Consider the following 25,994-nt stretch of genomic DNA (forward strand, 5'->3'; position numbering starts at 1 on the left):
TCACACCAGGTGCAGGGCGGCGACGGCGAGGTCGACCAGCTTGATGCCGATGAAGGGCAGGACCAGCCCGCCGACGCCGTAGACGAGGAGGTTGCGGCGCAGCAGCGCCGCCGCGCCGGACGGACGGTAGGAGACGCCCCTTAGCGCGAGCGGGATCAGCGCGATGATGATCAGCGCGTTGAAGATCACCGCCGACAGGATCGCCGATTGCGGCGAGGTCAGCGCCATGATGTTGAGCGCGTTCAGGCCGGGATAGGTGGCGACGAACAGCGCCGGGATGATGGCGAAGTACTTCGCCACGTCGTTGGCGATGGAGAAGGTGGTCAGCGAGCCACGCGTCATCAGCAACTGCTTGCCGATCTCGACGATCTCGATGAGCTTGGTCGGCGAGGAATCGAGGTCGACCATGTTGGCAGCCTCACGCGCGGCCTGCGTGCCGGTCTGCATGGCGACGCCGACATCGGCCTGGGCAAGCGCCGGGGCGTCGTTGGTGCCGTCGCCGCACATGGCGATCAGCCGGCCGCCCTCCTGCTCCTTGCGGATATAGGCGAGCTTGTCCTCCGGTGTGGCCTGGGCGAGGAAGTCGTCGACGCCGGCCTCCGAGGCGATGGCGGCGGCGGTGACCGGGTTGTCGCCGGTGACCATCACCGTGCGGATGCCCATGGCGCGCATCTGGGCGAAGCGCTCCTTGATGCCGGGCTTCACCACGTCCTTCAGGTGCACGACACCGAGCAGCCGATTGCCCTCCGCCACCGCCAGCGGGGTGCCGCCGGAACGGGCGATGCGGTCCACCGCGGCGCGGAAGGCTTCCGGCGCGCGGGCCTCCTCGACGCCGGCGAAGCGCAGCACGGCGTCCACCGCGCCCTTGCGCAGCTTGCGGGCGCCGAGGTCGACGCCCGACAGCCGCGTCTCGGCGGCGAAGGGGATCACCGCGTCCGGCTGCGCGGCGGGACCCGGCACGCGGTATTCGCCGGTAGCCAGGGCGACGATGGAGCGGCCCTCCGGCGTCTCGTCGGCGAGGCTGGCGAGCAGCGCGGCTTCCGCCAGCACCTTCTCGGAAACGCCCGGCACCGGGAGGAAATCGGTCGCCATGCGGTTACCGAAGGTGATGGTGCCGGTCTTGTCGAGCAGCAGCGTGTCGACGTCGCCGGCCGCCTCCACCGCGCGGCCGGAGGTGGCGATGACGTTGAAGCGCACCAGCCGGTCCATGCCGGCGATGCCGATCGCCGACAACAGGCCGCCGATCGTGGTCGGGATCAGCGTCACCAGTAGCGCGGCGAGCACGGTGACCGACAGCACGGTGCCGGAATAGCCGGCGAGGCCCCACAGCGTGACGACGGCGATGAGGAAGATCAGCGTCAGGCCCGAGAGCAGGATCGACAGGGCGATCTCGTTCGGGGTCTTCTGCCGCTTGGCACCCTCGATCAGCGCGATCATGCGGTCGACGAAGCCGCCGCCCGGCGCCACCGAGACGCGGATGACCAGCCGGTCGGACAGGAGCTGCGTGCCGCCGGTGACGGCGGAACGGTCGCCGCCGGCCTCGCGGATCACCGGGGCGGATTCGCCGGTGATGGCGCTCTCGTTGACCGAGGCGACGCCTTCGATGACCTCGCCATCGGCCGGGATCAGCTCGCCGGCCTCGACGATGACGACGTCACCGATCTTCAGCGTGGTGGCGGGCACCTTCTCGATGCGGCTGCCCTCATGCTTCAGCCGCGCGGTGAGCTCCGAGCGGGCACGCTTCAGGCTGTCGGCCTGCGCCTTGCCGCGCCCTTCGGCGACGGCTTCGGCGAAGGTGGCGAACAGCACGGTGAACCACAGCCAGGCAGCGATCTGGCCGGAAAAGCCGGCGTCGCCGCCTATGGCGAGGTCGCGGACGAACAGCAGGGTGACCAGCGCCGCGACCGCCTCGGTGACGAAGATCACCGGATTGCGCATCAGCTGGCGCGGATCGAGCTTGCGGAAGGCCGCGACCACCGCCGGGCCGAGAATGGCCGGGGCGAACAGGCCGGGCGCCGCCGGCGCGTGGGACGATTGATGGGCGGAGGTTGTACGATTCGACATGGGTCGGAACCTCAGAAGGTCTGGCCGGCGAGCATGGCGAACTGCTCGACGATCGGCCCGAGGGCGAGTGCGGGGAAGAATTGCAGGCCGCCCAGGATCAGGATGATGCCGATCAACAGGCCGACGAAGAGCGGCGTATGGGTGGGGAAGGTGCCCGCCGAGACCGGCGCCTTCACCTTGGCCGCGATGGAGCCGGCAAGCGCCATGACCGGGATGACATAGGCGAAGCGGCCGAGCAGCATGGCGATGCCGAGGGTGGTGTTGTACCAGAGCGTGTTGCCGGTGAGGCCGCCAAAGGCCGAGCCGTTATTGCCGGCCGCCGAGGTGAAGCCGTAGAGGATCTCCGACAGGCCGTGCGGGCCCGGCGTGCCGACGCTCGCCACCGCGAAGGGCAGCATGGCCGAGATCGCCGCGAAGCCGAGAATGGCGAGCGGCAGGATCAGGATCGCCAGCACTGCGTACTTCATCTCGCGGCCCTCGATCTTCTTGCCGAGGAATTCCGGCGTGCGCCCGACCATCAGGCCGGCGACGAACACCGAGAGCAGCGCGAAGACGATCAGGCCATAGAGGCCCGAGCCGGTGCCGCCCGGCAGCACTTCGCCGAGCTGGATGAGGAACATCGGCACCAGGCCGCCGAGCCCGGTGAACGAGCCGTGCATGGCGTTGACGCCCCCATCCGACAGGCCGGTGGTGATCGCGGCATAGAGCGCGCTCGCCGACTGGCCGAACCGCACCTCCTTGCCCTCCATGTTACCCATGGAAGGGTCGAGGCCGAGGCTGGTCAGGATCGGGTTGCCATAGGTCTCCGCCCAGTAGACGAAGCCGACGCCGGCAACCAGCAGCACCGCGATGGTGGCGAGGAACGCCCAGCCCTGCCGGCGGTCGCCGACCATCTGGCCGAAGGTGATGACCAGCGCCGCCGAGATCGCCAGCATGACGTAGATGTTGAGGAGGTTCGACAGCGCCGTCGGGTTCTCGAACGGATGCGCGGCATTGACGTTGAAGAAGCCGCCGCCATTGGTGCCGATCTGCTTGATCGCCTCCTGGCTGGCCACCGGGCCGAGCGCGATGGTCTGCTGCGCGCCTTCCAGCGTGGTGGCGGTGACCGAGGCGTCGAGCGTCTGCGGCAGCCCCATGGCGACGAAGACCAGCGCCGTCACCACCGCGAAGGGCAGCAGCACGTAGAGATTGGCGCGGACGAGATCGACCCAGAAATTGCCGAGCGTGGTCGCCTTGGAGCGGGCGAAGGCGCGGGTGACGGCCATGGCCAGCGCGATGCCGGTCGCCGCCGAGGTGAAGTTGTGCACGGTGAGCCCGGCCATCTGGGTGAGATGGCTCATCGTGGTCTCGCCGGCATAGTTCTGCCAGTTGGTGTTGGTGAGGAAGCTGACCGCCGTGTTGAAGGCGAGGTCCGGCGGCACCGCCGGGAAGCCCTGCGGGTTCAGCGGCAGCACGTCCTGGAATCGCAGGATCGCGTAGAGCGACACGAAGCCGATCACCGAGAAGGCCAGCATGGCCAGCGTGTAGGCGAGCCAGCCCTGCTCGCGGTTCTCGTCAATGCCCGACAGGCGGTAGAAGCCGCGCTCGACCGGGGAAAGCACGGGTGAGAGGAAGGTCCGCTCGCCGGAGAAGACGCGGGCCATATAGAGGCCGAGCGGCTTGACGGTGACGAGCACGAGGAGGAACAGGACGGCGATCTGCGCCCATCCGACGAGTGTCATTGTTGTTGTCTCCCGTCGTTCAGAAGCGCTCGGGACGCAGCAGCGTCACCACGAGATAGGCGCCGAGCGCGAGGGCCACGGCGAGCCCCAGAAGCGGTTCGATCATGATTGCGGCCTCACGAAAGCCGGGCGAGGAGGCGGGCATAGACGCCGAGCGCAGCAAGCGCGGCGATGCCGACCAGGAGAAAAACGACGTCTGCCATGGCAGAGCTCCCAAGGTTTCAGGGTCGCGGGAGACTGCGCCCGGTACGGGTCAGGTTTCGATTGCGGATGCACGGGCGGCGCATAAGGAAAGCGTAAAGACACGCCGACGTGCGGGCGCCTCGCCGCGGGTATTCATCTGCCGACGAGCGAACCGCGGGCTGTCGCGGCGGCCATCCCGTGGTCATCGACGTTCCGAATGACCCCTATCGGAACATCTCGTTTCCTGATGCCGGCCGGGGCGCCTATGGTCGCGCGACTTTTACGGACCAAGCGTTCCGAGAGGCCGAGATGAGCCAGAACTCCCTGTCAGACGGCAATGCAGCCCTCCCCGCCGAAGGTACCGGCGCGGTGTCGGGCCGGCAGTTGTTCGCGCTGGTGCTGGCCTTCTGCCTGTTGTGGTCCTCGGCCTTCGCCTTCGCGAAGATGGCGCTGATGGACTGCCCGCCGCTGATCCTGCTGGTGCTGCGCCTCACCCTGGCCGGCGGCATCATGCTGGCGCTCGCGGTGAAGGTGGACGGCAGGGCTCGGCTCGCCAGCATGCGCCGGCGCGACGTCTACGCGCTGATCCTGTGCGGCATCCTCAACAACGCGGTCTATCTCGGGGTGAACTGGACGGCGCTGACCTTCACCTCGTCCGGCTACAATGCGGTGCTGATCAGTTGCAACCCTCTGGTGGTCGCCGTGCTGGCCGGGCCGCTGCTCGGGGAACGCCTCAGCCTGAGCAAGTGGATCGGGCTGGGGCTTGGCCTGGTCGGAGTGGTGATCGTGCTGCGCTCGCGGCTCGCCGGCGGGCATGAGGATGCCTTCGGCACGCTGCTGATCGGCATCGGCATGCTCGGCCTCGCCGCCGGCACGCTGGCCTTCAAATATTTCAAGCCGCGCGGCGGCGTGTGGACCGGCAACGCCATCCAGTGCCTCACCGGCGCGGCGGTGCTGCTGCCCTTCGCCGCGCTCACCGAAAGCCTCGCCGACGTGCATGTGACGACCGGCTTCCTGACCGGTTTCGCCGTGCTGGTTTTCGCGGTGTCGATCGGTGGCTACGGGCTGTGGTTCTACCTGCTGAAGCGGTCGAGCGCGACGGCCGCTTCCAGCCTGCATTTCGTCATGCCGCCGCTCGGCCTGTTCTTCGGCTGGCTGCTGCTCGGCGAGCAGGTGCCAGCGCTTGATATCATTGGTATTTTGCCGATCGCACTCGGCATCTGGCTGGTGACCCGCTCGTCGCGTCAGGCGGGCACGGACAGGCCGGCCATCTCGGCGAGCAATTCGTAGGAGCGCTGCTTCGCCGCGAGGCCGTGGATGGCAGTGGTGATCATCAATTCGTCCGCCTGCGTGGTCTCGATGAAGCGGGCGAGGCCTTGCGCCACCTTTTCCGGGCCGCCGACCAGCACGCGCTCGCGGTTGCGGGCGATGAAGCGGCGGTCGGATTCGCTATAGGGATGCGCGGCGGCCTCCTCCGGCGTCGGGATCGGCCGGTATTCGCCGTGCTGACGGCGCAGATGCGAGAGATCGATGCTGCCGGCGAGATACTCCGCCTCCTCGTCGGTGTCGGCGCACACCACCGCCAGCGCCAGGATCGCGTGCGGCTTCGCCAGGTTCGGCGAGGGGCGGAAGCCGTCGCGATAGCTCAGCATGGCGTCCAAAACATCATGATTCGCAAAGTGATGCGCGAAAGCGAAGCCGAGGCCGAGCTGTGCCGCCAGCCGGGCGCTGTAGCCGGAGGAGCCCAGCAGCCAGATCGGCGGCAGCGGCACGTCGACCGGCATCACCGAGATGTGGCGATAGGGGTGGTCGTCCGGCCAGCCATCGGTCTCCCAGGCCATCAGCTCCTTCAGCCGGTCGAGGAAATCGTCGGCGGGGTCCATGTCGCGGCGGCGGCGCAGGGCGCGGGCGGTGAGCTGGTCGGTGCCCGGCGCCCGGCCGAGGCCAAGGTCGACGCGGCCGGGATACAGCCCTTCCAGCACCTTGAAGCGCTCGGCGACCACCAGCGGCGAGTGGTTCGGCAGCATGACGCCGCCGGAGCCGACGCGTAAATTCCGCGTCGCCGCAAGGATTTGGCCGGCCATGATATCCGGTGCGCCGGAGGCGACCGACGGCAGATTGTGGTGCTCAGCGACCCAGAAGCGGGTGTAGCCCAGCGCATCCACCTGCCGGGCCAGCGCGATGGTGCCGGCCAGCGCCTGCGGTCCGCTGCCGCCGGAGGTGACGAAGGAGAGGTCGAGCACCGAGAGCGGCACGCGGATCGCGGGAGCGTTCATGAAAGGAGCCGTTGGCTGATGGCGGTCAGCATGGTGAGGTAAGCTGGTTTGGCCGTCGCGCAAGACCGTCACGCAAGACCGATGCGGTGGCCGATGCGAACGGATCCGGCGCCTGAATGACCGATGAGGGTGAGGTTGCACCTTATTGCGGAAAAGGTGCAACCCATGTATCCGAGCAGTGACCACATTCCATCTGGCGGGGGCAACCATGGCGACAACCACCATCGGCCTGAAGATCGACGACGAGCTGCGCGCCCGCCTCAAGGCGGCGGCGGAGAGCGAGGGGCGCACGCCGCATTCGCTGCTGAAGCAGGCGGTGATCGGCATCGTCGAGCGCATCGAGCAGGGCCTGCCGATCGATCCCGAGCCGATGGAGCCCGACGCGGCGGCGCACCACCTCGACACCGACAGCCCGTTCCTGCCCTTCGCCCGGGGGGTGAAGCCGCAGAGCGTGCTGCGTGCCCGCATCACCAGCGCCTATCGCCAGCCGGAGACCGAATGCGTCTCCATGCTGCTGCCGGGCGCCACCCTGCCCCCGGCCAAGGCGGAGGCCGCATCGGCGCGCGCCCGCACCCTGGTCTCGGCGCTGCGCGAGAAGGGGCAGAAGGGGCCGGTCGAGGGACTGATCCACGAATATGCGCTGTCCAGCCAGGAGGGCGTCGCCTTGATGTGCCTCGCCGAGGCGCTGCTGCGCATTCCCGACCGCGCCACCCGCGACGCGCTGATCCGCGACAAGATCGGCCATGGCGACTGGCAGGCGCATGTCGGGCACTCGCCGTCGCTGTTCGTCAACGCCGCCACCTGGGGGCTGGTGCTGACCGGCAAGCTCACCACCACCAATAGCGAGGCCGGCCTCACCGGCGCGCTCTCCCGGCTGATCGGCCGCGGCGGCGAGCCGCTGATCCGCAAGGGCGTCGACGTCGCCATGCGGATGATGGGCGAGCAGTTCGTCACCGGCCAGACCATCTCCGAGGCGCTGGCCAATTCGCGCGCCATGGAGGCGAAGGGCTTCCGCTACTCCTTCGACATGCTCGGCGAGGCGGCCACCACGGCGGAGGACGCCCGGCGCTATTTAGCCGACTACGAACAGGCGATCCACGCCATCGGCAAGGCCTCGGCCGGGCGCGGCATCTATGAAGGACCGGGCATCTCCATCAAGCTGTCGGCGCTGCACCCGCGCTATTCCCGCGCCAAATATGAGCGGGTGATGGGCGAATTGCTGCCGCGCGTGGTCTCGCTCGCCCGCCTCGCCCGCCACTACGACATCGGCCTCAACATCGACGCCGAGGAGGCCGACCGGCTGGAGCTGTCGCTCGACCTAATGGAGGCGCTGTGTTTCGAGGAGAGCCTTTCCGGCTGGAACGGCATCGGCTTCGTGGTGCAGGCCTATCAGAAGCGCTGCCCCTTCGTGATCGACTATCTGATCGACCTCGCCCGGCGCTCCGGCCACCGGCTGATGGTGCGCCTCGTCAAGGGCGCCTATTGGGACAGCGAGATCAAGCGTGCGCAGGTCGACGGGCTGGAGGGCTTTCCGGTCTATACCCGCAAGGTGCACACCGACGTCTCCTACATCGCCTGCGCCCGCAAGCTGCTTGGCGCGGCCGATGCGGTGTTTCCGCAATTCGCCACCCACAATGCGCAGACGGTGGCGAGCATCTTCGAGATCGCCGGGCCGAACTATTATGGCGGCCAGTACGAATTCCAGTGCCTGCACGGCATGGGCGAGCCGCTCTATGAGGAAGTGGTCGGCAAGGACAAGCTGAACCGGCCGTGCCGCATCTACGCGCCGGTCGGCACCCATGAGACGCTGCTCGCCTATCTGGTGCGGCGCCTCTTGGAGAACGGCGCCAACTCCTCCTTCGTCAACCGCATCGCCGACGTCAACGTGCCGATCGACGAGCTGATCGAGGCGCCGGCCGAGGTGGCCGGCCGGCTGGAGCCGGTCGGCGCGCCGCATCCGAAGATCGCCGCGCCGGCCGAGCTGTTCGGCGACATCAGGCGCAACTCACAGGGGCTCGATCTTTCCAACGAGCAAAGGCTCGCCTCCTTGGCGGCGGCGCTGCTCGCCGGCTCGGCGCAGGCGCTGAAGGCGGTGCCGCTCATCGGAGATGGACCTGCCGAGGGCATCGCCCGCGAGATCCGCAACCCCGCCGACCGACGCGATCCCGTCGGCGTGGTCGAGGACGCGACGCCCGAGATCTGCGCCCGCGCCATGGAACTGGCGGTGGCGGCGGCGCCGATCTGGCAGTCCACCACCCCCGCTGAGCGAGCCGCCTGCCTTGCCCGCGCCGCCGACGCCTTCGAGGCGCGGATGCCCGAGCTGATCGGCATCGTGGTGCGTGAGGCCGGCAAGTCCTACCCCAATGCGGTGGGCGAGGTGCGCGAGGCGGTCGACTTCCTGCGCTATTACGGGGCGCAGGCGCGCGACGGTCTCTCCAACGATACCCATCGCCCACTCGGGCCGGTGGTGTGCATCAGCCCGTGGAACTTTCCGCTCGCCATCTTCACCGGGCAGGTGGCCGCCGCGCTCGCCGCCGGCAATCCGGTGCTGGCCAAACCGGCGGAAGAGACGCCGCTGATCGCCTTCGCCGCCGTCACCATGCTGCGCGAGGCGGGGGTGCCGGCGGGGGCGTTGCAGCTATTGCCGGGTGCCGGCGATGTCGGCGCGGCGCTGGTGGGCGATCCCCGCACGCGCGGCGTGATGTTCACCGGCTCGACCGAGGTGGCGCGGCTGATCCAGCGCCAGCTCGCCGGGCGCCTCACGCCGGACGGCCAGCCGATCCCGCTGATCGCCGAGACCGGCGGGCAGAACGCGATGATCGTCGACTCCTCGGCGCTCGCCGAGCAGGTGGTCGCCGACGTCATCGGCTCGGCCTTCGATTCGGCGGGGCAGCGCTGCTCGGCGCTGCGCATCCTGTGCCTGCAGGAGGATATCGCCGATCGCACCCTGACCATGCTGAAGGGCGCGCTGCACGAGCTCGCCATCGGCAACCCCGTGCACCTCGCGACCGATGTCGGCCCGGTGATCACCTCGGAGGCGCAGGCCACCATCGAGGCGCATATCGAGCGCATGCGAAAGGCCGGGCACGCGGTCGAGCAGCTGGAGCTGGCGGACGACTGCGCGCATGGCAGCTTCGTGCCGCCGACGCTGATCGAGATCGCCGACATCGCCGAGCTGAAGCGCGAGGTGTTCGGCCCGGTGCTGCACGTGCTGCGCTACAAGCGCGACAAGATCGGCGCGCTGATCGAGGCGGTGAACGCCACCGGCTACGGCCTCACCTTCGGCCTGCACACCCGTATCGACGAGACCATCGCCGAGGTGACCGCGCGCATCGAGGCCGGCAATCTCTATGTGAACCGTAACATCATCGGCGCGGTGGTGGGGGTGCAGCCCTTCGGCGGGCATGGGCTTTCCGGCACCGGGCCGAAGGCGGGCGGGCCGCTCTATCTCGGCCGGCTGCTCGCCACCCGCCCGGCGCCCAGTCGGCCGGCGGTCTCCGCCGAGGCCACCGAGGCGGCGCGGACCTGGACCGATTTCGTCAGCGACCCGGCGGCGCGCGCGCTGTGCGGGGCTGTGCTCGATGCGCCGGAGCTGCCGGCCTCCACCGTGCTGCCCGGCCCGGTGGGCGAGCGCAACGCCTATGAGCTCACCCCGCGCGGCACGGTGCTGTGCCTCGCCCAGACGGAGGCGGGGCTGGCGGTGCAGGTCTGTTCGGCGCTCGCCACCGGCAACCGCGCGCTGATCGCCTCGGCGACGCCGCCGGCGCTGCCGGAGGCGCTGAAGCGGCGGATCGCGGCGACCGACGATATCGGCGCCGCGCGGTTCGACGCGGTGCTGTTCGAGGGCGACGGCGACGCGCTGCGCCAGCTCAACGAGACGATCGCCGGCCGCGAGGGGCCGATCGCGCTGGTGCACGGGCTGAACCCGGAGGATCTCGCGCGCGGGGCGGGCTATCCGCTCGACCTCCTGGTGCTGGAGCGCTCGGTGAGCACCAACACCGCGGCGGCCGGCGGCAATGCCAGCCTGATGAGCATCGGGTAATGGCGGGGCGAGGCCGCCACTCTCTCGGCAATGTCGGGCCGGCGGGAATGCCAGCCTGATGAGCATCGGCTGAGATGCACAGATAAATGGCGGGGGCGACCTCAGGCCCCCTCCCCGGCTTGGCCCTACCCGGATAGATTGGCGCCTCCTTTGCTGATGAGGGCCCTATGTCGGACCAGGACAAGCTCGCCAAGCTGCGGGCGAAATATGCCGACGTCGCCGGTGGCGTCGTCTACGACCCCACCTTCAAGCGCGTCGCCGAACTGCAGTTCAAGGACGGCGAGAAGCGGGTCTGGCCATGGGCGGGTGCCGCCACCCTGCTCGACGCTCCCTATCGGCCGGAGGTGCAGGAACTCGCCGATTTCGGCGGCCTCGACATGGCGCTGATCGGCGTGCCGATGGATCTCGGCGTCACCAACCGCGCCGGCGCCCGGCTCGGGCCGCGCGCAGTGCGCGCCATCGAGCGCATCGGCCCCTATGAGCACGTGCTCGGCATGGTGCCGGCGGCGGAGGTTAAGGCGGCCGATATCGGCGACGTGCCGTTCCGCTCGCGCTTCAGCCTCGACGCCTGCCACGCCGACATCGAGGCGTTCTACAAGAAGATCGTCACGGCGGGGGTGATCCCGCTGTCGGTCGGCGGCGACCACTCGATCACCGGCTCGATCCTCAAGGCGGTCGGCGAGAAGCGGCCGGTGGGCATGCTGCACATCGACGCCCATTGCGACACCTCGGGCACCTATGAGGGCGCCAAGTTCCACCATGGCGGGCCGTTCCGCAACGCGGTGCTCGACGGCGTGCTCGACCCCGAGCGCACCATCCAGATCGGCATTCGCGGCGGGGCGGAATTCCTGTGGGAGTTCTCCTATGAGAGCGGCATGACCGTGATCCACGCCGAGGAAGTCACCGGGCTCGGCGTGCCGGCGATCATCGCGAAGGCAAAGCAGGTGCTGGGCGACGGGCCGGTCTATGTCTCCTTCGACGTCGACAGCCTCGACCCGGCCTTCGCGCCGGGCACCGGCACGCCGGAGATCGGCGGGCTCACCTCGCGCGAGGTGCTGGAGCTGCTGCGCGGCCTCAACGGGCTGAACGTGGTCGGCGGCGACGTGGTCGAGGTGGCGCCGCAATACGACCCGACCTCGAACACCCCGCATGCCGCCGCGCAGGTGCTGTTCGAGATCTTCTGCATGGCGGTAACGGCGCATAAGGCGCGGAAGGTAGCCTGATGCGTCTCGCCATGCTGCAGACGGCGGGGGATCGGCACGGCAACCCCGCCGCCAATCTCGACCGCCTCGGCGCCGCGGCAGCGCAGGCGGCCGCCTCCGGTGCCGACCTGCTGCTGGCGCCGGAGATGTTCCTCTCCGGCTACAATATCGGCCGCGCCGCGCTGCAGGCGCGGGCCGAGGCACCGGACGGCCCCGCCGCCCGGCACGCCGCCATCCTCGCCCGCCGGCACGGCATCGCGCTGTGCTACGGCTATCCCGAGCGTGGGCCGGACGGGGCGATCTACAATGCGGCGCGCCTCGTCGACCGCACCGGCGCGGTGCGCCTCACTTATCGCAAGACGCATCTCTACGGCTCGCTCGACCGCGACCTGTTCGCCCCCGGCGACGGGATCGGCGAGGTCGTCGAGATCGCCGGGCTGAAGATGGGCTTGCTGATCTGCTACGATATCGAGTTCCCGGAGGCGGCGCGGGCGCTGGCACTCAACGGTGCCGACCTGATCCTGGTACCGACCGCCAACATGAAGCCCTTCGTCGGCGTCTCCAATGTGGTGGTGCCGGCGCGGGCCTTCGAGAACCTGCTCTTTGTCGCCTATGCCAACCGCGTCGGCCAGGAGGGCGAGCTCACCTATCTCGGCATGAGCTGCGTCGGCGAACCGAGCGGCGGGCATCTGGTGCTCGCCGGCGAGGAAGACGGCATCATCTATGCCGACCTCGACCCGGCAGCGCTCAAGGCCGCGCGGGCGAGCAACGGCCACCTCGCCGACCGACGGCCGGAACTGTACGGCCGCCTCAGCCCCGGCTGAACGGAACATCCCGGCGACCCAAAGAAAAAGCGCACCGTCCGGGTGGACGGCGCGCTTCTCTTTTTGTCGCGAAGGCTCAGTGAGCGGGCTGGCCGCTCGCCGCCGACGGCGCATCCACCGACACTTCATTGGCGCTCTGGGCGATGAAGCGGGCACGCAGCGGCTTCAGCACGAACAGGGCGAGAAGCGCCGCGGTCGCGTTGAGGCCGACCGCGATAGCGAACACCGCGTACCAGCCGTAGAACGACGCCACGATGCTGGCGACCGGCACCAGCAGGGCGGCGGTGCCCTTAGCGGTGTAGAGCATGCCGGCATTGGTGGCGGCGAACTTCGAGCCGAAGGTGTCGCCGGCGGTCGCCGGGAACAGCGAGTAGATCTCGCCGAACACGCCGAAGAAGCAGGCCGTGGCAATCACGAACACCAGCGGGTTCGAGCCGTGGAAGACCAGGATCAGCAGCATCACCGCGGCGGTGCCGAAGGCGATGAACATGGTGTTCTCACGGCCGATGCGGTCCGACACATAACCGAAGATCGGCCGGCCGAAGCCGTCGAAGATGCGGTCGAGCGAGATGGCGAGCGTCAGCGCCGCCGCCGAGATGCCCATGATCGAGACCGGCGTGTTGGCGACGCCGAGGTCGTGGGCGATCGGGCCGATCTGCGCCGCCGCCATCAGGCCACCCGAGGCGACCATGACGAACATGAGGTACAGCAGCCAGAACACCGGCTTGGAGAGCGTCTGCGAGGGCTGGTAGTCGACCTTGCTCTGCGGCAGCGACGACAGCTTCTTCGGCGGCGCGATCTTGTTGCGCGGCGGATAGAGGAACTGCGCCAGCACGAGCACGACGATGCCCTGGCCGATGCCGAAATACAGGAACGCGCTCTCATAGCCCGAGGCGGCGATCATGTTGGCGATCGGCACCACGGTGATGGCCGCGCCGGCGCCGAAGCCCGCCGCGGTGGCGCCCGCCGCGAGGCCGCGACGATAGGGGAACCACTTCAGCGCGTTACCCACGCAGGTGCCGTAGATCGAACCGGCGCCGATGCCGCCGAAGATCGCGCCGGCATAGAGCATGGTGAGCGACGAGGCATAGGCGTTGGTGACCCACGACAGCGCGATCATGACGCCGCCGAAGGTGATCACGATACGCGGGCCATACTTGTCGACGAACCACGCCTCGACCGGCACCAGCCAGGTCTCGGTGAGCACGAAGATGGTGAACGCGGTCTGGATGGCCGCGCGGCCCCACTGGTGCTTGGCGTCGATCGGATCGACGAACAGGGTCCAGCCATATTGAAGATTGGCGATCATCGCCATGCACAGAACGCCGCAAGCGAGCTGGACCCAGGGCTCCCACGGGCGCGTCGCCTTAACTGTGGCCTGCATGATTTCTTTCCTCGACCTGAATGCTGAAATCCACGGCTCTTTTCCCGGCCGCTTGCGGGCCCAACGCCTCTCGGCGCCGCCCGGACGATCTGTCGCACCGGATTCGAACAGCTCCCCTGAAGCTGCGCACCCCATAACCCAAGGTAATGAATTACGATCGGTTAAGTGAGGAGCTGATCCGATAGCGTCTTTCTATGACCGTACACAAAATACCACGGAGGGAATACTAGCAAAACTAAACTTTTTGATAGCCGAAAATATAAGTGTTCTAACGTGTTGTTTGATGTATATCTTATAATACGTTAGTCGATACCTTAGGGTATGATCAGGCATATTTAAGTATTACATGGCTGAATGCCTCCGCCGTTATGGCGGCGAGCGAACATCTCTCAAGACGTGACGTAGCGTTTCGTCATTCGAGCGGATGCGCGACGTGCGACAAATTCGCCCGCAGGACGAGCTGACCGTTAGGGAAAACGAGCACCTCACGCAGAGGCGCCGACGCCGACGTTGCGGCAGTCCAGCGCCGCCGGAATGGAACCCGATGCCACCGGACGGCGTTCGACCTCCGCCCGTCGGGTGACGGGCGAGACGGGCGGACCCGACCCGAGTCGGGCCGTGCCGTCATCCGACAAGGGGATGAGATGAGCCGTTCCGTACTCTATGCCGTCATTGCCGTGCTGGTCGTGGTCGCCGGCGTGTTCGCCTACCAGGCCTATCAGCGCGACCAGAACACGCTGCAGATCGAGGTGGGGCCTAAAGGGGTGAAGGTCGATCCGCCGGGCTGAGGCTGAACGCCGAGGACACGGCGCGCCGGATACCCGGCCGCCGGACGGCCGGACCGGCTGCGGCCCGGCAGCGCCGAGACCGCTCAGATAACCGCCAGCGCACCCTGGTAGAGCATCCAGGTCAGCATACCCATGACGCCGGCGCTGATCGCGGTGGCGACGATGCCGGCGCAGATGAAGACGCCGTCGCGCTCGACGAGGCCGAGGCCGAGGATGCACACGGCGATTCCCGGCGGCAGATTGCCGAAGATCGGGATCGGCAGCAGCAGCAGCAGGCCGAGCAGCAGCACCAGCCCGCCCAGCACGAGGCGGGCCGAGCCGTTGGAGAAATAGTGCAGGCGCGGGCGGGAATAGCCCTCGAAGCGCCGCACCCACGGCAATGCGCCGTTGACGATCTTCTCCAGAAGCGCGCGGGAGAAGGTGCGCCGGGCGATCCAGCCGGGGAGCCAGAGCTCGTCACGCCCCATCATCATCTGCACGCCGACGAGGCAGAGCAGCAGGCCGCAAATCACCGGGATGCCGGGCGGCATCGGCAGGGCGTTGGGCAGCCCGAGCAGCAGGATCGACAGGCCGAAGGCGCGGTTGCGCAGCGCATGCACCACCTCGCCAACGCCGATCCGCTCCGCCGAATGGGCGGTCGCCAATGCGCTGAGCAGCTCCGACGTGCGCGGAGAACGATGATCCACGATCCCGACCAAATGCCTTCGACACCCTCAGGGTGCAAAAGCACACCCCGTCGGGGCCCTCTTAACACGCTGAAAGCGGCAATGAGAGGGCATTTTGCGCATAGGTCCGCCCGGGCGGCTCGGAGCGCGGCTCAGTTGAGGCGGAAAATACCGTCCACCGACCGCAGTTCCGCCGGCCGGATCAGCCGCGAATGCGCGACCGTCACCGAGTGCAGCGGCCCTTCCAGCTCACGCTCCCAGAAGTCGAGAAAACGCTGTAGCTCCGGGAAATGCGGGAACAGGTCGTAGTGCTGCCACAGAAAGGTCTGGAGCAGGGAGCGATGATCGGGCATGCGGTAGAGGATATGGGCGGTTGTCAGACTGTAGCCGCCCATCTGCCGGACGAAATCCGCCGAGACCGGCGCAGCATCGGATGCCATGCGGAACCTCCTTTCGCGAACATGCAAGGGGATGATGAGCGCGCGCCCTAGGGTACCGCAAGCGCAAAATTTGCATTTCGCGTGCTTTATCAAAGCATTGGCAGCATATGCGACGGAGTGCTGACAGAGCTCCCTTAACGCTTGCTGGCACTCTCGTTCCGAGACTGCCAGATTTTTGCCCCCGCCCCCTTGCGCGCGTGGCGCCAGCCTCCTAGATGGTCGCCGACGATGCGCGGAGTGGCGGCCATGCGGCCGGTCCGCCCGGCGTCGCTCGGCAGATTCACCGCTCGTTCAAGACTTTCTGGAGAGAACCGATGAAGTTCCGTCCCCTGCATGACCGCGTGGTGGTCAAGCGTGTCGATGCGGAAGAGAAGACCGCCGGCGGGATCATCATCCCCGACAGCGCCAAGGAAAAGCCCTCGCAGGGCGAAGTCGTCGCCGTCGGCCCCGGCGCCCGCGACGAAGCCGGCAAGCTGGTCCCGCTCGACGTCAAGGCCGGCGACCGCGTGCTGTTCGGCAAGTGGTCCGGCACCGAGGTGAAGCTCGACGGCACCGACTACCTCATCATGAAGGAATCCGACATCCTCGGCATCGTCGAGGGCGCCGGCTCGGCCAAGAAGGCCGCGTGATCCGCCGGGAGCCCGAGTGCCCGGCGCTCCTCCGAGCGACGCGGCCCAGGCTCCCGAACCGCGAACCAGACACGACACTCGGAGTTTCACATGTCTGCCAAGGAAGTTAAGTTTGCCGGCGATGCGCGCGACAAGATGCTGCGCGGCGTCGACATCCTCGCCAATGCGGTGAAGGTCACGCTCGGCCCCAAGGGCCGCAACGTCGTCATCGAGAAGAGCTTCGGCGCTCCCCGCATCACCAAGGACGGCGTCACCGTCGCCAAGGAGATCGAGCTCGAGGACAAGTTCGAGAACATGGGCGCCCAGATGGTGCGCGAAGTGGCCTCGAAGTCCAACGACCTCGCCGGCGACGGCACCACCACCGCCACCGTGCTGGCCCAGGCGATCGTCCGTGAGGGCGCCAAGTCGGTGGCCGCCGGCATGAACCCGATGGACCTGAAGCGCGGCATCGACCTCGCGGTCGAGGCCATCGTGGCGGACATCAAGAAGAACGCCAAGAAGGTCACCTCGAACGACGAGATCGCCCAGGTCGGCACCATCTCCGCCAATGGCGACGCCGAGGTCGGCAAGTTCCTCGCCGAGGCGATGCAGAAGGTCGGCAACGAGGGTGTCATCACCGTCGAGGAAGCCAAGACCGCCGACACCGAGCTCGACGTCGTCGAGGGCATGCAGTTCGACCGCGGCTACCTCTCCCCCTACTTCATCACCAACGCCGAGAAGATGCGCGTGGAGTTCGAGGATCCCTACATCCTCATCCACGAGAAGAAGCTCTCCGGCCTCCAGGAGCTGCTGCCGGTCCTCGAGGCCGTCGTGCAGACCTCCAAGCCGCTGCTGATCATCGCCGAGGACATCGAGGGTGAAGCCCTTGCGACCCTCGTCGTCAACAAGCTGCGCGGCGGCCTGAAGGTCGCGGCCGTGAAGGCGCCGGGCTTCGGCGACCGTCGCAAGGCCATGCTGCAGGACATCGCCATCCTGACCGGCGGTACCGCGATCTCCGACGATCTCGGCATCAAGCTCGACACCGTGACGCTCAACATGCTCGGCCGCGCCAAGAAGGTGGTGATCGAGAAGGAGAACACCACGATCGTCGACGGTAACGGCGGCAAGAAGGACATCGAGGCCCGCGTGGCGCAGATCAAGGCGCAGATCGAGGAGACCACCTCGGACTACGACCGCGAGAAGCTGCAGGAGCGTCTGGCCAAGCTCGCGGGCGGCGTCGCGGTGATCCGCGTCGGCGGCGCCACCGAGATCGAGGTCAAGGAAAAGAAGGACCGCGTTGACGACGCGCTGCACGCCACCCGCGCGGCCGTCGAGGAAGGCATCGTGCCGGGCGGCGGCGTCGCCCTGCTCCGCGCCATCAAGGCGCTGGAAGGCGTGAAGACCGCCAATGCCGACCAGAAGACCGGCGTCGAGATCGTCCGCAAGGCGATCCAGGCTCCCGCGCGCCAGATCGCGTCCAACGCCGGCGAGGATGGCTCGCTGATCGTCGGCCGTATCCTGGAGAAGGACACCTACGCCTACGGCTTCAACGCCCAGACCGGCGAGTATGTCGACATGTACAAGGCCGGTGTCATCGACCCGGCCAAGGTGCTGCGCTCGGCGATCCAGAACGCCGCGTCGGTGGCTTCGCTGCTGATCACCACCGAGGCGATGGTCGCCGAGCTGCCCAAGAAGGGCGGCGCGGCCCCGGCCATGCCGGGCGGCGGCATGGGCGGCATGGGCGGCATGGACTTCTGATCGACGTCCAACCGTCCCTACGGTTCAGAAATGCGGAAAGGCGCGGCGAAAGCCGCGCCTTTTTCGTTTGTGCGGGCTGGCCCTATCGTCCGTTCTTCGCGAGAAGGGCGAGCAGGTGCGCGCGCCGGCTCGGCTCGGCGAAACCGAGCAGCAGCGTGGCGGCGGCGGCGACGAAGGCCGGCTCCAGTTGCTTGTCGTCAAGTTCGCCGGCGATCCAGAACGACAGGCAACCGCGAAAGCTGAAGGCCAGTTGCTCCGCCAGCACCAGGCGCGCGCGTTCCGCCGTCTCGCCGGCAAGGCCTTTGAGATCGCCGAGGGCGAGGGTCCAGAGATCGGTGGAGCGCAGCCGCACCGCGCTCGGCAGTTGGCTCACCACGCCCAGCGAGCCGACCACCGCCTTATAGACGGCCGGCTGCTCCAGCAGCAGCGCGACGGCGATGCGGCCCATCGCCGTCACCCGGTCGATGGCGTCGCCCTCCGGCCCCTCCTCCTCGAAGCGAGTCCGCATGCGGGCGATCACCCGCTCGGACAACGCCTGCATGATCGCGTTCTTGCTGCCGAAATGATTGAACGGCGTCGCGAAGCCGACGCCGGCCTCCGCCGCCAGCGCGCGCATGGAGAAATCCGCCGTCGCATCCTGGCGCAGCAGCCGTTCCGCCGCGTCCAGCACCAGATCACGTACCATCCGCCGGTTCTGCTCCCGCAGCGGCAGCCGTTCGGCATCCGTCATTTTCATCCTCGCCGGCCTGGATAAATCGATATCATGATATAAATATAATATCACGATATAGATTCTTAGTGCGTGGCGCGACCACCGCCCGCGCGCTCATGGCAGGGAGCCAGACATGACCGATGCGAAAATCATCCTGATCACCGGCGTCAGTTCGGGGCTGGGCAAGGCGTTCGCCGAGGCGGCGCTCGCGGCCGGGCACCGGGTGATCGGCACCGTGCGCCGCGCCGAGGCCGCCGCGGCGTTCGAGGCCTCGGCGCCCGGCTCCGCCCATGCGGTGCCGCTCGACGTCGCCGATTTCGACGCCGTCGCGCCGGCCATCGCCCGCGCGGAGCAGCGGGTCGGCCCGATCGACGTGCTGGTCAACAATGCCGGCTATGGCCATGAGGGCATCCTGGAAGAATCGCCGCTCGACGATCTGGAGCGGCAGTTCGACACCAACGTGTTCGGTGCGGTGGCGATGATCAAGGCCGTGCTGCCCGGCATGCGGCAGCGCCGACGCGGCCACATCGTCAACGTCACCTCCATGGGCGGCTTCATCACCATGCCCGGCATCACCTATTACTGCGGCAGCAAATTCGCGCTGGAAGGCATCTCCGAGGCGCTCGGCAAGGAGGTGAAGCCGCTCGGTATCCACGTCACCGCGCTGGCGCCGGGACAGTTCCGCACCGATTGGGCAGGACGCTCCATGCAGCGGACCGAGCGCAGCATCGCCGATTACGACGCGGTGATGGACCCGATCCGCGCCGCCCGCCAGGCCAAGAGCGGCAACCAGCCGGGCGACCCGGCCAAGGCGGGCCGTGCACTCATGACGCTGATCGCGGCCGAGGCCCCGCCGGCCCGGCTCTATCTCGGCGCCGACGCGCTGGGGCTGGTGGCGGACAAGATCGCCGCCATGCAGGCGGAAATCGCCGCCTGGAAGGAGGTCAGCCTGTCGACGGATTTCGACTGACGGGATTCGGCTGAGGGATTTTGGGCTGACCGGGCGGAGCGGCACCGTCTCGCGCGGTGCCGCTCCGCCCGTCGCCTCAGTCCAGCGTCTGGCGGAAGCGGCGCACGGCGATGAACATCGCCACCAGCATGATGGCGCCCAGCGCCACGATGTCCTGCGCGAGATCGCTGCCGTCGGCGCCCTTCAGCATGATGCCGCGCACCATGCGCAGATAGTGGGTCAACGGCATGGTCTCGGCCAGCCATTGCGCCCAGACCGGCATGCCCGCGAAGGGGAACATGAAGCCGGACAGCAGGATGTTCGGCAGGAAGTACATGAAGGTCATCTGCACCGCCTGAAGCTGGTTCTGCGCCAGCGTCGAGAAGGTGTAGCCGATCGACAGGTTGGCCATGATGAACAGCACGGTGAGCAGCGTGAGCAAACCGGGCGAGCCGATCATCGGCACGTTGAACAACAGCCGTCCGGCGCCGACGATCAGCAGCGCCTGCCCCGCCCCCACCAGCACATAGGGGGCGATCTTGCCGAGCATCACCTCCACCGGGCGGATCGGCATGGCGAGCAGCGTCTCCATGGTGCCGCGCTCGATCTCGCGGGTCACCGACAGCGCGGTGAAGATCAGCATGGTCATGGTGAGGATGGTGCCGAGCAGACCGGGCACGATGTTGAGCTGCGTCACCGCCGCCGGGTTGTAGCGGGCATGGGTGATGATCTGGAACGCCGGCGGCGCGCTCTCCAGCCCCGAGCCCTCCGGCCCGCCCTCTACCGCGAAGCGCTCGCGCTTCACCGCCGTGTCGACGAGGGCATTGAGCGAGGCGATGGCGCTGCCCGACGCCACCGGATCGGTGGCGTCGGCGGCGACCAGCATGGACGGGCTCTCGCCGCGCCGCACCGCCCGCTCGAAGCCGGCGGGAATCTCGACGATGAACGACACCTCCCCGGCCAGCATCTGGTGATCGGCCTCGGCGGCGCTGGTCGGGTGGCTCACCACCTTGAAATATTTGGTGTTCTCGATGGCCGCGAGGATGGAGCGGGTGAGCGAGGTGTTCTCATAGGCCAGCACCGCGGTCGGCAGGTGGCGCGGCGTGGTGTTGATCGCATAGCCGAACAGCACCAGTTGCAGCAGCGGGATCATGATCATGGTCGCGAAGGAGACGCGATCCCGCACGAGCTGGAGCATCTCCTTGCGCATCATCGCGCCGACGCGGCGGAAGAGGCCTGCGACAGCGCCGCTCATCGGAAATTGTCCTTAGAGCGGCTCATCAGGTCGATGAACACGTCCTCCAGCGTCGGCTCGTCGCGCCGCCAGATGAGGCCCGGCCGCTCGCGGAACGGCGCGATGGCGGCCTCCAGCGCGGCGGCGTCATGGCCGCCGACATGCACGCTGGAACCGAATGGTGCCACCATGTCGATGCCCGGCAGCGCCGACAATTCGCGCGCCAACGGGGCGGGATCGCCGCCCGACACGCTCCAGGTGAACAGGCCGGCACCGGCCACCACCTCATCCACCGTGCCCTGCGCCAGCAACTCCCCATAGGCGATGTAAGCGATCTCGTGGCAGCGCTCGGCCTCGTCCATGTAGTGGGTGGAGACCAGCACGGTGAGGCCGTCGGCGGCGAGCTCGTGGATCTGCGCCCAGAATTCGCGCCGCGCCTTGGGATCGACGCCGGCGGTCGGCTCGTCGAGCAGCAGGAGCTGCGGCGAGGGCAGGATGCAGGCGCCGAGGGCCAGCCGCTGCTTCCAGCCGCCCGACAACGAACCGGCGAGCTGCTTGTCGCGGCCGGACAGGCCGAGCCGGTCCACCGCCGCCTTGGCGGCCTTCACCGGCTCCGGCACCCCATAGACGCGGGCGACGAATTCGAGGTTCTCGCGCACCGACAAATCGGCATAGAGGCTGAAGCGCTGCGTCATGTAGCCGACATGCCGGCGGATCTCGCGCGCCTGCGTCAGGATATCCAGCCCGAGGCAGGTGCCGCGCCCGGAATCCGGGGTCAGCAGGCCGCAGAGCATGCGGATCGTGGTGGTCTTGCCCGAGCCGTTGGGGCCGAGGAAGCCGTAGATCTGCCCCTTCCTCACCCGCATGCTGAGGTCGCGCACCACCACCCGGTCGCCGAACGACTTGGACAGCCCCTCGACCTCGATGGCATAGGGCACGTCGGGAAGCGATCCTTGCGGGAGCGTGTCGGCCGCCTCGCTCACGGCACGAGCTCGACGGTGATCGGCTGGCCGGGGCGCAGCTTCAACGGGTCGTCCGGCCTGGCCTCCAGCATGAAGACCAGCTTGGAGCGCTCGTCGAGGCTGTAGATCACCGGCGGGGTGTATTCGGATTCGCTGGCGATGAAGCTCACCGTCGCCGGCACGCTGCCGGCGCAGCCGTCGCAATGGACCAGCAGCTTCGAGCCGAGCCGGAAGCGGGCGAGGTCGGGCTCGGGCACGAAGAAGCGCATCTTGATCAGGTCCGGCGGCAGCACGGACAGCACCGGCCGACCGACCGGCACCAGTTCGCCGGGACGGAAATACACCGTCTCCACCGATCCGGCGGCCGGGGCGGCGAGGCTGCGGCGATCGAGCCGGGTCTGCGCCGAGGCGAGATTGGCCTGCGCGGTGTCGATGGCCTTCTGCGCGGAGGCGATCTGCATCTCGCGCGAGCCCAGACGGCCGACCTCGATCTGCTTGTTCACCTCGTCGAGCGCGGCGGTGTTCTGGTCGAAGGTCGCCTGCGCGGTATCGAGCGCCGCCTTGGAGCCGACCGCCTTGGCGTAGAGGTCCTTCTGGCGGTCGAGCTCGATGCGCGACAGATCTAGCGCCGCCTTGGCGCGGCGCTGGGTCGCCTCCAGCACGGCGATCTCCTCCGGGCGCTGCGCCGCCGCCTGGAGATTGGCGAGCTCGGCGCGCGCCTGTTCGAGGCTCGCTTTGGCGGCGTCGACATCGGCCTGCTGCAGCGACGGATCGATGGTGAACAGCGGCTGGCCCGCCGTCACCCGGTCGCCCTCGTCGACCTTCAGCGTGATGACGCGGCCGGCCTCGTCGGGGCCGACGAACAGAAGGTCGGCCTCGGCATAGCCCTGATAGCGGGGCGGACCGGAATCGGCGCAGCCGGAGAGCAGCAGCGCCAGCGGCAACAGGACGGCAAGGCGCATCACGTCTCCTTCCAGCCGAGGCCGCGCAGCATCAGCTCGGCATGGGCGGTGAACATGCCGGGAAGGTCGAGCGGCTCATGGCGGCCGAACGTTCCCTCCCAGACGGCGGCGACCAGCACCGGGGCGATGATCAGCTGCGGGAAACGCAGCGCGGCGTCGGAGGTGATCTCGCCGCGCGCCAACGCCCGCTCGTTGAGCGCCCGCAACAGGTTCAGGCCGCGCGCGACCACCTCGCGGTAGTAGAAATCGGCGATGGCGGGGAAGCGCTCGCCCTCTGCCAGCATCAGGCGGATGATGTGCCGGCGCGGCGAGCCGACCGCCTCGGTCTGGATGTGCTGGAACAGCAGCAGCAGGAAGTCGCGGGTCGAGCCCTCGAAGCCGGCGAATTCGCGCTCCAGCTTGCCGAGGATCGGGTCGGCGGCGTCATGCACCAACCCTTCGAACAGCGCGGTCTTGTCCTTGAAATAGAGGTAGAGCGTGCCCTTGGCGATGCCGGCGCGGCGGGCGACATCCTCCATCCGGGCGCCGTTGAAGCCGTGCTCGGCGAAGACTTCCAGCGCGGCGTCGAGAATGGCGCGGCGGCGCGCCTCGGCATCCGGGCGCTTCTTCACCCGGCCGGCCGGCGCGGGCTTTCCATCGGCTTCCACATCGTCGGACATGGCGCGATCCACATAATGACTGACCGGTCAGTCATAACATGGCCGGCGGATGACGGAAAGTCGCCGATGCCGTCCTAAGCGGGGTTTCGCCCCGTGGGGCGGTGGGGCCACTCGCCCCGATGAGGAGGGCGGCCGGTACGTTCTCTCGGCGCGCGGGCTCCAACATCCTTGGCCTACCCGCGCAAACGGAAAGGGCGCCCTTGCGGGGCGCCCTCGCCTGTCCTGCCGAAAGGCTCGCGACGCGAGCGCCTGTTCTTGTCGATCAGGTGCTTCCACCGGATCGGAACGGGCTCCGGCGCGGCGTCAGTTGATGGCGCCGAGCGGGATGAACTGGGTCTCGCCGGAGGAGCCGTCGACGCCGTCATTGTCGGTGACGATGTAGCCGTTGCCGGCGGCGTCGATGGCGAAGCTCTCCACCTTGTCGAGCACATAGCCCTTGGGCGCAGCGAGCAGCGGCAGCAGGTCCTTGGCTTCGGTCTTGGCGAGCACCGGGGGCTTGGCCTCGCCGCCGATCGCGACCGGGGCGACACCCTTCAGCGACACGAAGTACAGCTTCTTCAGCTTGGCGGCCGGGCCGACCAGATTGTCGCGCTCGATCACCACCAGGCCGTCCTTGTGGGCGGTGAGCTCGGAGATGCCGACCCAGCCCTTCTCCGCCTTCTCCAGCGGATAGTGGACATAGCCGAAGCTCTTGGCCGCCGGCTTGTAGGCGATCAGCTTCACGAAGCCCTTGGGATCGTCCTTCCACTCGCGCTGCACGCCGACCCACACGGTCTCGTCAGCGCCGGTGCCGGTGACCGCGACGCCCTCGAAGCCATAGCGGGTCGCCTGCCCGGCGAGCGCTTCCGGCAGGGCGATCTCCTCGGCGATGGAGCCGTCGGCATTGACCCGGATCAGCAGGTTCTGCGTCGGGTTTTCCTTCTTCTCCGGGTTGCCCTCGGAGGCGAGCCAGAACCCGCCCTCGGGACGGATGGCGATGCCTTCGAGGTCGAGGCCCTTGGCCGGCTGGCCGTCCTTGGTCACTACGGTGGCGGCGGTGATCTTCGCCGGCTTCTGGCTGGCGTCGATGGTGAGGATGCGGCCCTGCGCGTAGAAGCTGTCGGTCACCGCATAGAGCTTGCCGGCGTCCTTCGGATCGGCGGCGAAGCCGGACAGCGCACCCCAGGCGATCGGCAGGCCGTTCTTGTCGTCGCCGGAGACGATGGTCGGGTAGTTCGCGGCGCCGGGCGCGCGCTGATAGACGGTGACCACCGAGCCGATGCCGCCATCCTCGCGGACATCGGTCTCGCTGGCGGTCACGAACAGGTTGCGCGCGGGGATGGCGAGCAGGCCTTCCGGACCGATGCCGCCGGGCAGGACCTGAAGCAGTTCAGGCGCTTCGGCGCCGCCCTTGTCGCGATACACGAAGACGATCGAGGCACGCTCGGAGCCGGCGAAGATGAGCTTCTCGCCGCCGAAGGTCGCAACCTCGGCGCCCTCCATCTCGATGCCCTTCTTGTTGCGCTTCTCGGGATAGTGGCCGAGGCGCACCGCCATGTGCTCGGGCGCGGTGCCGGATTCGAACAGCAGCTTGCCGGTCTTGTCGAAGATGCTGAAGCCGCGCGTGCCGCCCTTCCAGTCACCTTCATTGGCGATGACGAAACGGTTGTCGTCGATCCACTGCACGGTGTCGGGCTCGCGGGGAACCGCCGTCATCTTGCCGGAGAGGTCGATCACGCCGTCCTTCTTGGTGTCGATCTTGTCGAGATCGACGGTGCCGGCGGAGAAATGCGCGGTGACCTTGCCGGTCGGCAGATCGACCACGACGATGTGGTTGTTCTCCTGCAGGGTGACGACCACCTCGTTGCGGGAGTTGATGTCGACATATTCCGGCTCGGGATCTTCCGGCGCGACGGCGGCGAGGCCGGTCAGGTCGACGACCTTCTTGGAGGCGTCCACCACGCGGCCGTCCTTCACCTGGAAATAGGTGAGGTTGCCGGCCGGCATCTGCGGGATCACGCCGTCATTGACGTCCTCGTCGCGCTCGTTCTCGATCGCGATGGCGAGGAAGCTGCCATCCGGGCTCTTGGTGACCGAATCCGGCTGGCCGCCGAGGTCAACCTTGTCCTCGACCTTGCGGGAGGCGATGTCGACCACGGCGAGGTGACCCGACGGGTTGCTCTTCGATTCGGAAGTGTTGACGCCGACATAGGCCTTGCCGCCGATCACCACCGTCGTGGTCGGCTCGCCGTCGAGCGCCACGGTGCCGGCAGGCTTCGGCGACGCCGGATCGGTGATGTCGATGAAGCCGATGCGCTTGCCGGGGCTGTCGCTGTAGATCAGCGTGTTGCCATCCTCGGTCACGGTGATGATCTCGGCGGCGGTGGACTTCTTGGCGTCGGCGCCGGCCGGCAGGTTGTCGACGACGTGGAAGGTGGCGACGCGGTTGAAGCTCTGCGGCGCGTTCTGCGCGGAAGCCGCGCCGGCCGAGGCGAGCACGGCGAGGCAGACGCCGGCCATCAAAATCGAGCGCATGGGGGAATCCTCATCCTGACGCGGGGGCAGCCCGCCTGCGGCCTTCA

Annotated in this window: 21 protein-coding genes; 8 read left to right on the forward strand and 13 right to left on the reverse strand. The window is 68.0% G+C overall.

The window, feature by feature from the left end; genetic code table 11:
- Genes kdpB through kdpF form a run of 3 tightly spaced genes read right to left on the reverse strand, consistent with a single transcriptional unit; the run spans position 1 to position 3,930 of the window.
- Positions 1–2,064: a potassium-transporting ATPase subunit KdpB gene (gene kdpB, locus KHC28_RS17940; RefSeq protein WP_214009693.1), complete on the reverse strand. Its 2,064-nt coding sequence runs from the start codon at positions 2,062–2,064 to the stop codon at positions 1–3.
- 11 nt (positions 2,065–2,075) lie between these two features.
- A complete protein-coding gene (gene kdpA, locus KHC28_RS17945; RefSeq protein WP_214009694.1) occupies positions 2,076–3,785 on the reverse strand; it encodes a potassium-transporting ATPase subunit KdpA in 1,710 nt (569 codons plus the stop codon).
- Positions 3,786–3,804: 19 nt separating this feature from the next.
- The gene (gene kdpF / locus KHC28_RS17950; RefSeq protein ID WP_214009695.1) at positions 3,805–3,930 is read right to left on the reverse strand and encodes a K(+)-transporting ATPase subunit F; all 126 of its coding nucleotides are present in this window, start codon (positions 3,928–3,930) and stop codon (positions 3,805–3,807) included.
- A gap of 347 nt (positions 3,931–4,277) precedes the next feature.
- Here kdpF and KHC28_RS17955 point away from each other — a divergent pair, with 347 nt between their 5' ends.
- Positions 4,278–5,258, forward strand: coding sequence for a DMT family transporter (locus KHC28_RS17955; RefSeq protein WP_214009696.1), 981 nt, complete (start codon positions 4,278–4,280; stop codon positions 5,256–5,258).
- Here KHC28_RS17955 and KHC28_RS17960 read toward each other — a convergent pair.
- Positions 5,213–6,244 (reverse strand): LLM class flavin-dependent oxidoreductase, encoded by a 1,032-nt coding sequence (locus KHC28_RS17960; RefSeq protein ID WP_214009697.1) that lies wholly within the window; start codon positions 6,242–6,244, stop codon positions 5,213–5,215. The two genes, KHC28_RS17955 and KHC28_RS17960, sit on opposite strands and share 46 nt — an antisense overlap.
- Before the next feature lie 208 nt (positions 6,245–6,452).
- On the opposite strand from KHC28_RS17960, the gene putA reads away from it, so the two are divergent.
- The 3 genes from putA (at position 6,453) to KHC28_RS17975 (ending at position 12,312) form a co-directional block, all read left to right on the forward strand.
- Positions 6,453–10,286: a trifunctional transcriptional regulator/proline dehydrogenase/L-glutamate gamma-semialdehyde dehydrogenase gene (putA, locus tag KHC28_RS17965; protein ID WP_214009698.1), complete on the forward strand. Its 3,834-nt coding sequence runs from the start codon at positions 6,453–6,455 to the stop codon at positions 10,284–10,286.
- Between the two features lie 167 nt (positions 10,287–10,453).
- Positions 10,454–11,509 (forward strand): agmatinase, encoded by a 1,056-nt coding sequence (gene speB / locus KHC28_RS17970; RefSeq protein ID WP_214009699.1) that lies wholly within the window; start codon positions 10,454–10,456, stop codon positions 11,507–11,509.
- Positions 11,509–12,312 (forward strand): carbon-nitrogen hydrolase family protein, encoded by an 804-nt coding sequence (locus KHC28_RS17975; RefSeq protein ID WP_214009700.1) that lies wholly within the window; start codon positions 11,509–11,511, stop codon positions 12,310–12,312. Before speB ends, KHC28_RS17975 begins: the two co-directional genes overlap by 1 nt.
- Positions 12,313–12,388: 76 nt before the next feature.
- Here KHC28_RS17975 and oxlT read toward each other — a convergent pair whose 3' ends face one another.
- Positions 12,389–13,696 carry an oxalate/formate MFS antiporter gene (gene oxlT, locus KHC28_RS17980; protein ID WP_214009701.1) on the reverse strand — a complete coding sequence of 436 codons (1,308 nt, stop codon included), beginning with the start codon at positions 13,694–13,696 and terminating at the stop codon, positions 12,389–12,391.
- A gap of 644 nt (positions 13,697–14,340) precedes the next feature.
- Between oxlT and KHC28_RS17985 the strand changes: the two genes are divergently transcribed.
- Entirely contained in the window at positions 14,341–14,484 is a 144-nt protein-coding gene (locus KHC28_RS17985) for a hypothetical protein (RefSeq protein WP_214009702.1), read from the forward strand.
- An 83-nt stretch (positions 14,485–14,567) separates the two neighbouring features.
- Here KHC28_RS17985 and KHC28_RS17990 read toward each other — a convergent pair whose 3' ends face one another.
- Positions 14,568–15,170: an exopolysaccharide biosynthesis protein gene (locus KHC28_RS17990; RefSeq protein ID WP_312893241.1), complete on the reverse strand. Its 603-nt coding sequence runs from the start codon at positions 15,168–15,170 to the stop codon at positions 14,568–14,570.
- Between the two features lie 131 nt (positions 15,171–15,301).
- Positions 15,302–15,589 carry an usg protein gene (locus KHC28_RS17995; protein WP_214009703.1) on the reverse strand — a complete coding sequence of 96 codons (288 nt, stop codon included), beginning with the start codon at positions 15,587–15,589 and terminating at the stop codon, positions 15,302–15,304.
- 314 nt (positions 15,590–15,903) lie between these two features.
- Between KHC28_RS17995 and groES the strand changes: the two genes are divergently transcribed.
- Complete coding sequence (groES, locus tag KHC28_RS18000) at positions 15,904–16,218, forward strand: co-chaperone GroES (RefSeq protein WP_214009704.1); 315 nt, start codon at positions 15,904–15,906, stop codon at positions 16,216–16,218.
- 90 nt (positions 16,219–16,308) lie between these two features.
- The gene (groL, locus tag KHC28_RS18005) at positions 16,309–17,955 is read left to right on the forward strand and encodes a chaperonin GroEL (protein ID WP_214009705.1); all 1,647 of its coding nucleotides are present in this window, start codon (positions 16,309–16,311) and stop codon (positions 17,953–17,955) included.
- A gap of 82 nt (positions 17,956–18,037) precedes the next feature.
- On the opposite strand, the gene KHC28_RS18010 is transcribed toward groL, so the two are convergent.
- Positions 18,038–18,685, reverse strand: coding sequence for a TetR/AcrR family transcriptional regulator (locus KHC28_RS18010; RefSeq protein WP_214009706.1), 648 nt, complete (start codon positions 18,683–18,685; stop codon positions 18,038–18,040).
- A 115-nt stretch (positions 18,686–18,800) separates the two neighbouring features.
- Between KHC28_RS18010 and KHC28_RS18015 the strand changes: the two genes are divergently transcribed.
- Positions 18,801–19,637, forward strand: coding sequence for an oxidoreductase (locus KHC28_RS18015; RefSeq protein ID WP_214009707.1), 837 nt, complete (start codon positions 18,801–18,803; stop codon positions 19,635–19,637).
- A 76-nt stretch (positions 19,638–19,713) separates the two neighbouring features.
- Here the strand turns inward: KHC28_RS18015 and KHC28_RS18020 are convergent, their stop codons facing one another.
- The 5 genes from KHC28_RS18020 to KHC28_RS18040 form a co-directional block, all read right to left on the reverse strand.
- Positions 19,714–20,871 carry an ABC transporter permease gene (locus tag KHC28_RS18020; RefSeq protein ID WP_214009708.1) on the reverse strand — a complete coding sequence of 386 codons (1,158 nt, stop codon included), beginning with the start codon at positions 20,869–20,871 and terminating at the stop codon, positions 19,714–19,716.
- Positions 20,868–21,833: an ABC transporter ATP-binding protein gene (locus KHC28_RS18025; RefSeq protein ID WP_312893243.1), complete on the reverse strand. Its 966-nt coding sequence runs from the start codon at positions 21,831–21,833 to the stop codon at positions 20,868–20,870. Before KHC28_RS18025 ends, KHC28_RS18020 begins: the two co-directional genes overlap by 4 nt.
- Positions 21,830–22,774, reverse strand: coding sequence for an HlyD family secretion protein (locus KHC28_RS18030; protein ID WP_214009709.1), 945 nt, complete (start codon positions 22,772–22,774; stop codon positions 21,830–21,832). The genes KHC28_RS18025 and KHC28_RS18030 overlap by 4 nt, the downstream gene beginning before the upstream one ends.
- Positions 22,774–23,433 carry a TetR/AcrR family transcriptional regulator gene (locus KHC28_RS18035; protein ID WP_214009710.1) on the reverse strand — a complete coding sequence of 220 codons (660 nt, stop codon included), beginning with the start codon at positions 23,431–23,433 and terminating at the stop codon, positions 22,774–22,776. Before KHC28_RS18035 ends, KHC28_RS18030 begins: the two co-directional genes overlap by 1 nt.
- Positions 23,434–23,736: 303 nt before the next feature.
- Positions 23,737–25,947 carry an esterase-like activity of phytase family protein gene (locus KHC28_RS18040; RefSeq protein ID WP_214009711.1) on the reverse strand — a complete coding sequence of 737 codons (2,211 nt, stop codon included), beginning with the start codon at positions 25,945–25,947 and terminating at the stop codon, positions 23,737–23,739.
- Positions 25,948–25,994 lie beyond the last annotated feature (47 nt).

The organism is Ancylobacter sonchi, assembly GCF_018390695.1.
Taxonomy (GTDB): Bacteria; Pseudomonadota; Alphaproteobacteria; order Rhizobiales; family Xanthobacteraceae; genus Ancylobacter; species Ancylobacter sonchi.

Coding starts and splice junctions, on each gene's coding strand:
- kdpB (WP_214009693.1), bottom strand. CDS start 2,064: ATGTCGAATCGTACAACCTCCGCCCATCAATCGTCCCACGCGCCGGCG.
- KHC28_RS18020 (WP_214009708.1), bottom strand. CDS start 20,871: ATGAGCGGCGCTGTCGCAGGCCTCTTCCGCCGCGTCGGCGCGATGATG.
- KHC28_RS17960 (WP_214009697.1), bottom strand. CDS start 6,244: ATGAACGCTCCCGCGATCCGCGTGCCGCTCTCGGTGCTCGACCTCTCC.
- KHC28_RS18030 (WP_214009709.1), bottom strand. CDS start 22,774: ATGCGCCTTGCCGTCCTGTTGCCGCTGGCGCTGCTGCTCTCCGGCTGC.
- KHC28_RS17975 (WP_214009700.1), top strand. CDS start 11,509: ATGCGTCTCGCCATGCTGCAGACGGCGGGGGATCGGCACGGCAACCCC.
- KHC28_RS17985 (WP_214009702.1), top strand. CDS start 14,341: ATGAGCCGTTCCGTACTCTATGCCGTCATTGCCGTGCTGGTCGTGGTC.
- KHC28_RS18035 (WP_214009710.1), bottom strand. CDS start 23,433: ATGTCCGACGATGTGGAAGCCGATGGAAAGCCCGCGCCGGCCGGCCGG.
- KHC28_RS17995 (WP_214009703.1), bottom strand. CDS start 15,589: ATGGCATCCGATGCTGCGCCGGTCTCGGCGGATTTCGTCCGGCAGATG.
- kdpF (WP_214009695.1), bottom strand. CDS start 3,930: ATGCCCGCCTCCTCGCCCGGCTTTCGTGAGGCCGCAATCATGATCGAA.
- kdpA (WP_214009694.1), bottom strand. CDS start 3,785: ATGACACTCGTCGGATGGGCGCAGATCGCCGTCCTGTTCCTCCTCGTG.
- KHC28_RS18010 (WP_214009706.1), bottom strand. CDS start 18,685: ATGACGGATGCCGAACGGCTGCCGCTGCGGGAGCAGAACCGGCGGATG.
- oxlT (WP_214009701.1), bottom strand. CDS start 13,696: ATGCAGGCCACAGTTAAGGCGACGCGCCCGTGGGAGCCCTGGGTCCAG.
- KHC28_RS17955 (WP_214009696.1), top strand. CDS start 4,278: ATGAGCCAGAACTCCCTGTCAGACGGCAATGCAGCCCTCCCCGCCGAA.
- speB (WP_214009699.1), top strand. CDS start 10,454: ATGTCGGACCAGGACAAGCTCGCCAAGCTGCGGGCGAAATATGCCGAC.
- groL (WP_214009705.1), top strand. CDS start 16,309: ATGTCTGCCAAGGAAGTTAAGTTTGCCGGCGATGCGCGCGACAAGATG.
- KHC28_RS18015 (WP_214009707.1), top strand. CDS start 18,801: ATGACCGATGCGAAAATCATCCTGATCACCGGCGTCAGTTCGGGGCTG.
- putA (WP_214009698.1), top strand. CDS start 6,453: ATGGCGACAACCACCATCGGCCTGAAGATCGACGACGAGCTGCGCGCC.
- groES (WP_214009704.1), top strand. CDS start 15,904: ATGAAGTTCCGTCCCCTGCATGACCGCGTGGTGGTCAAGCGTGTCGAT.
- KHC28_RS18040 (WP_214009711.1), bottom strand. CDS start 25,947: ATGCGCTCGATTTTGATGGCCGGCGTCTGCCTCGCCGTGCTCGCCTCG.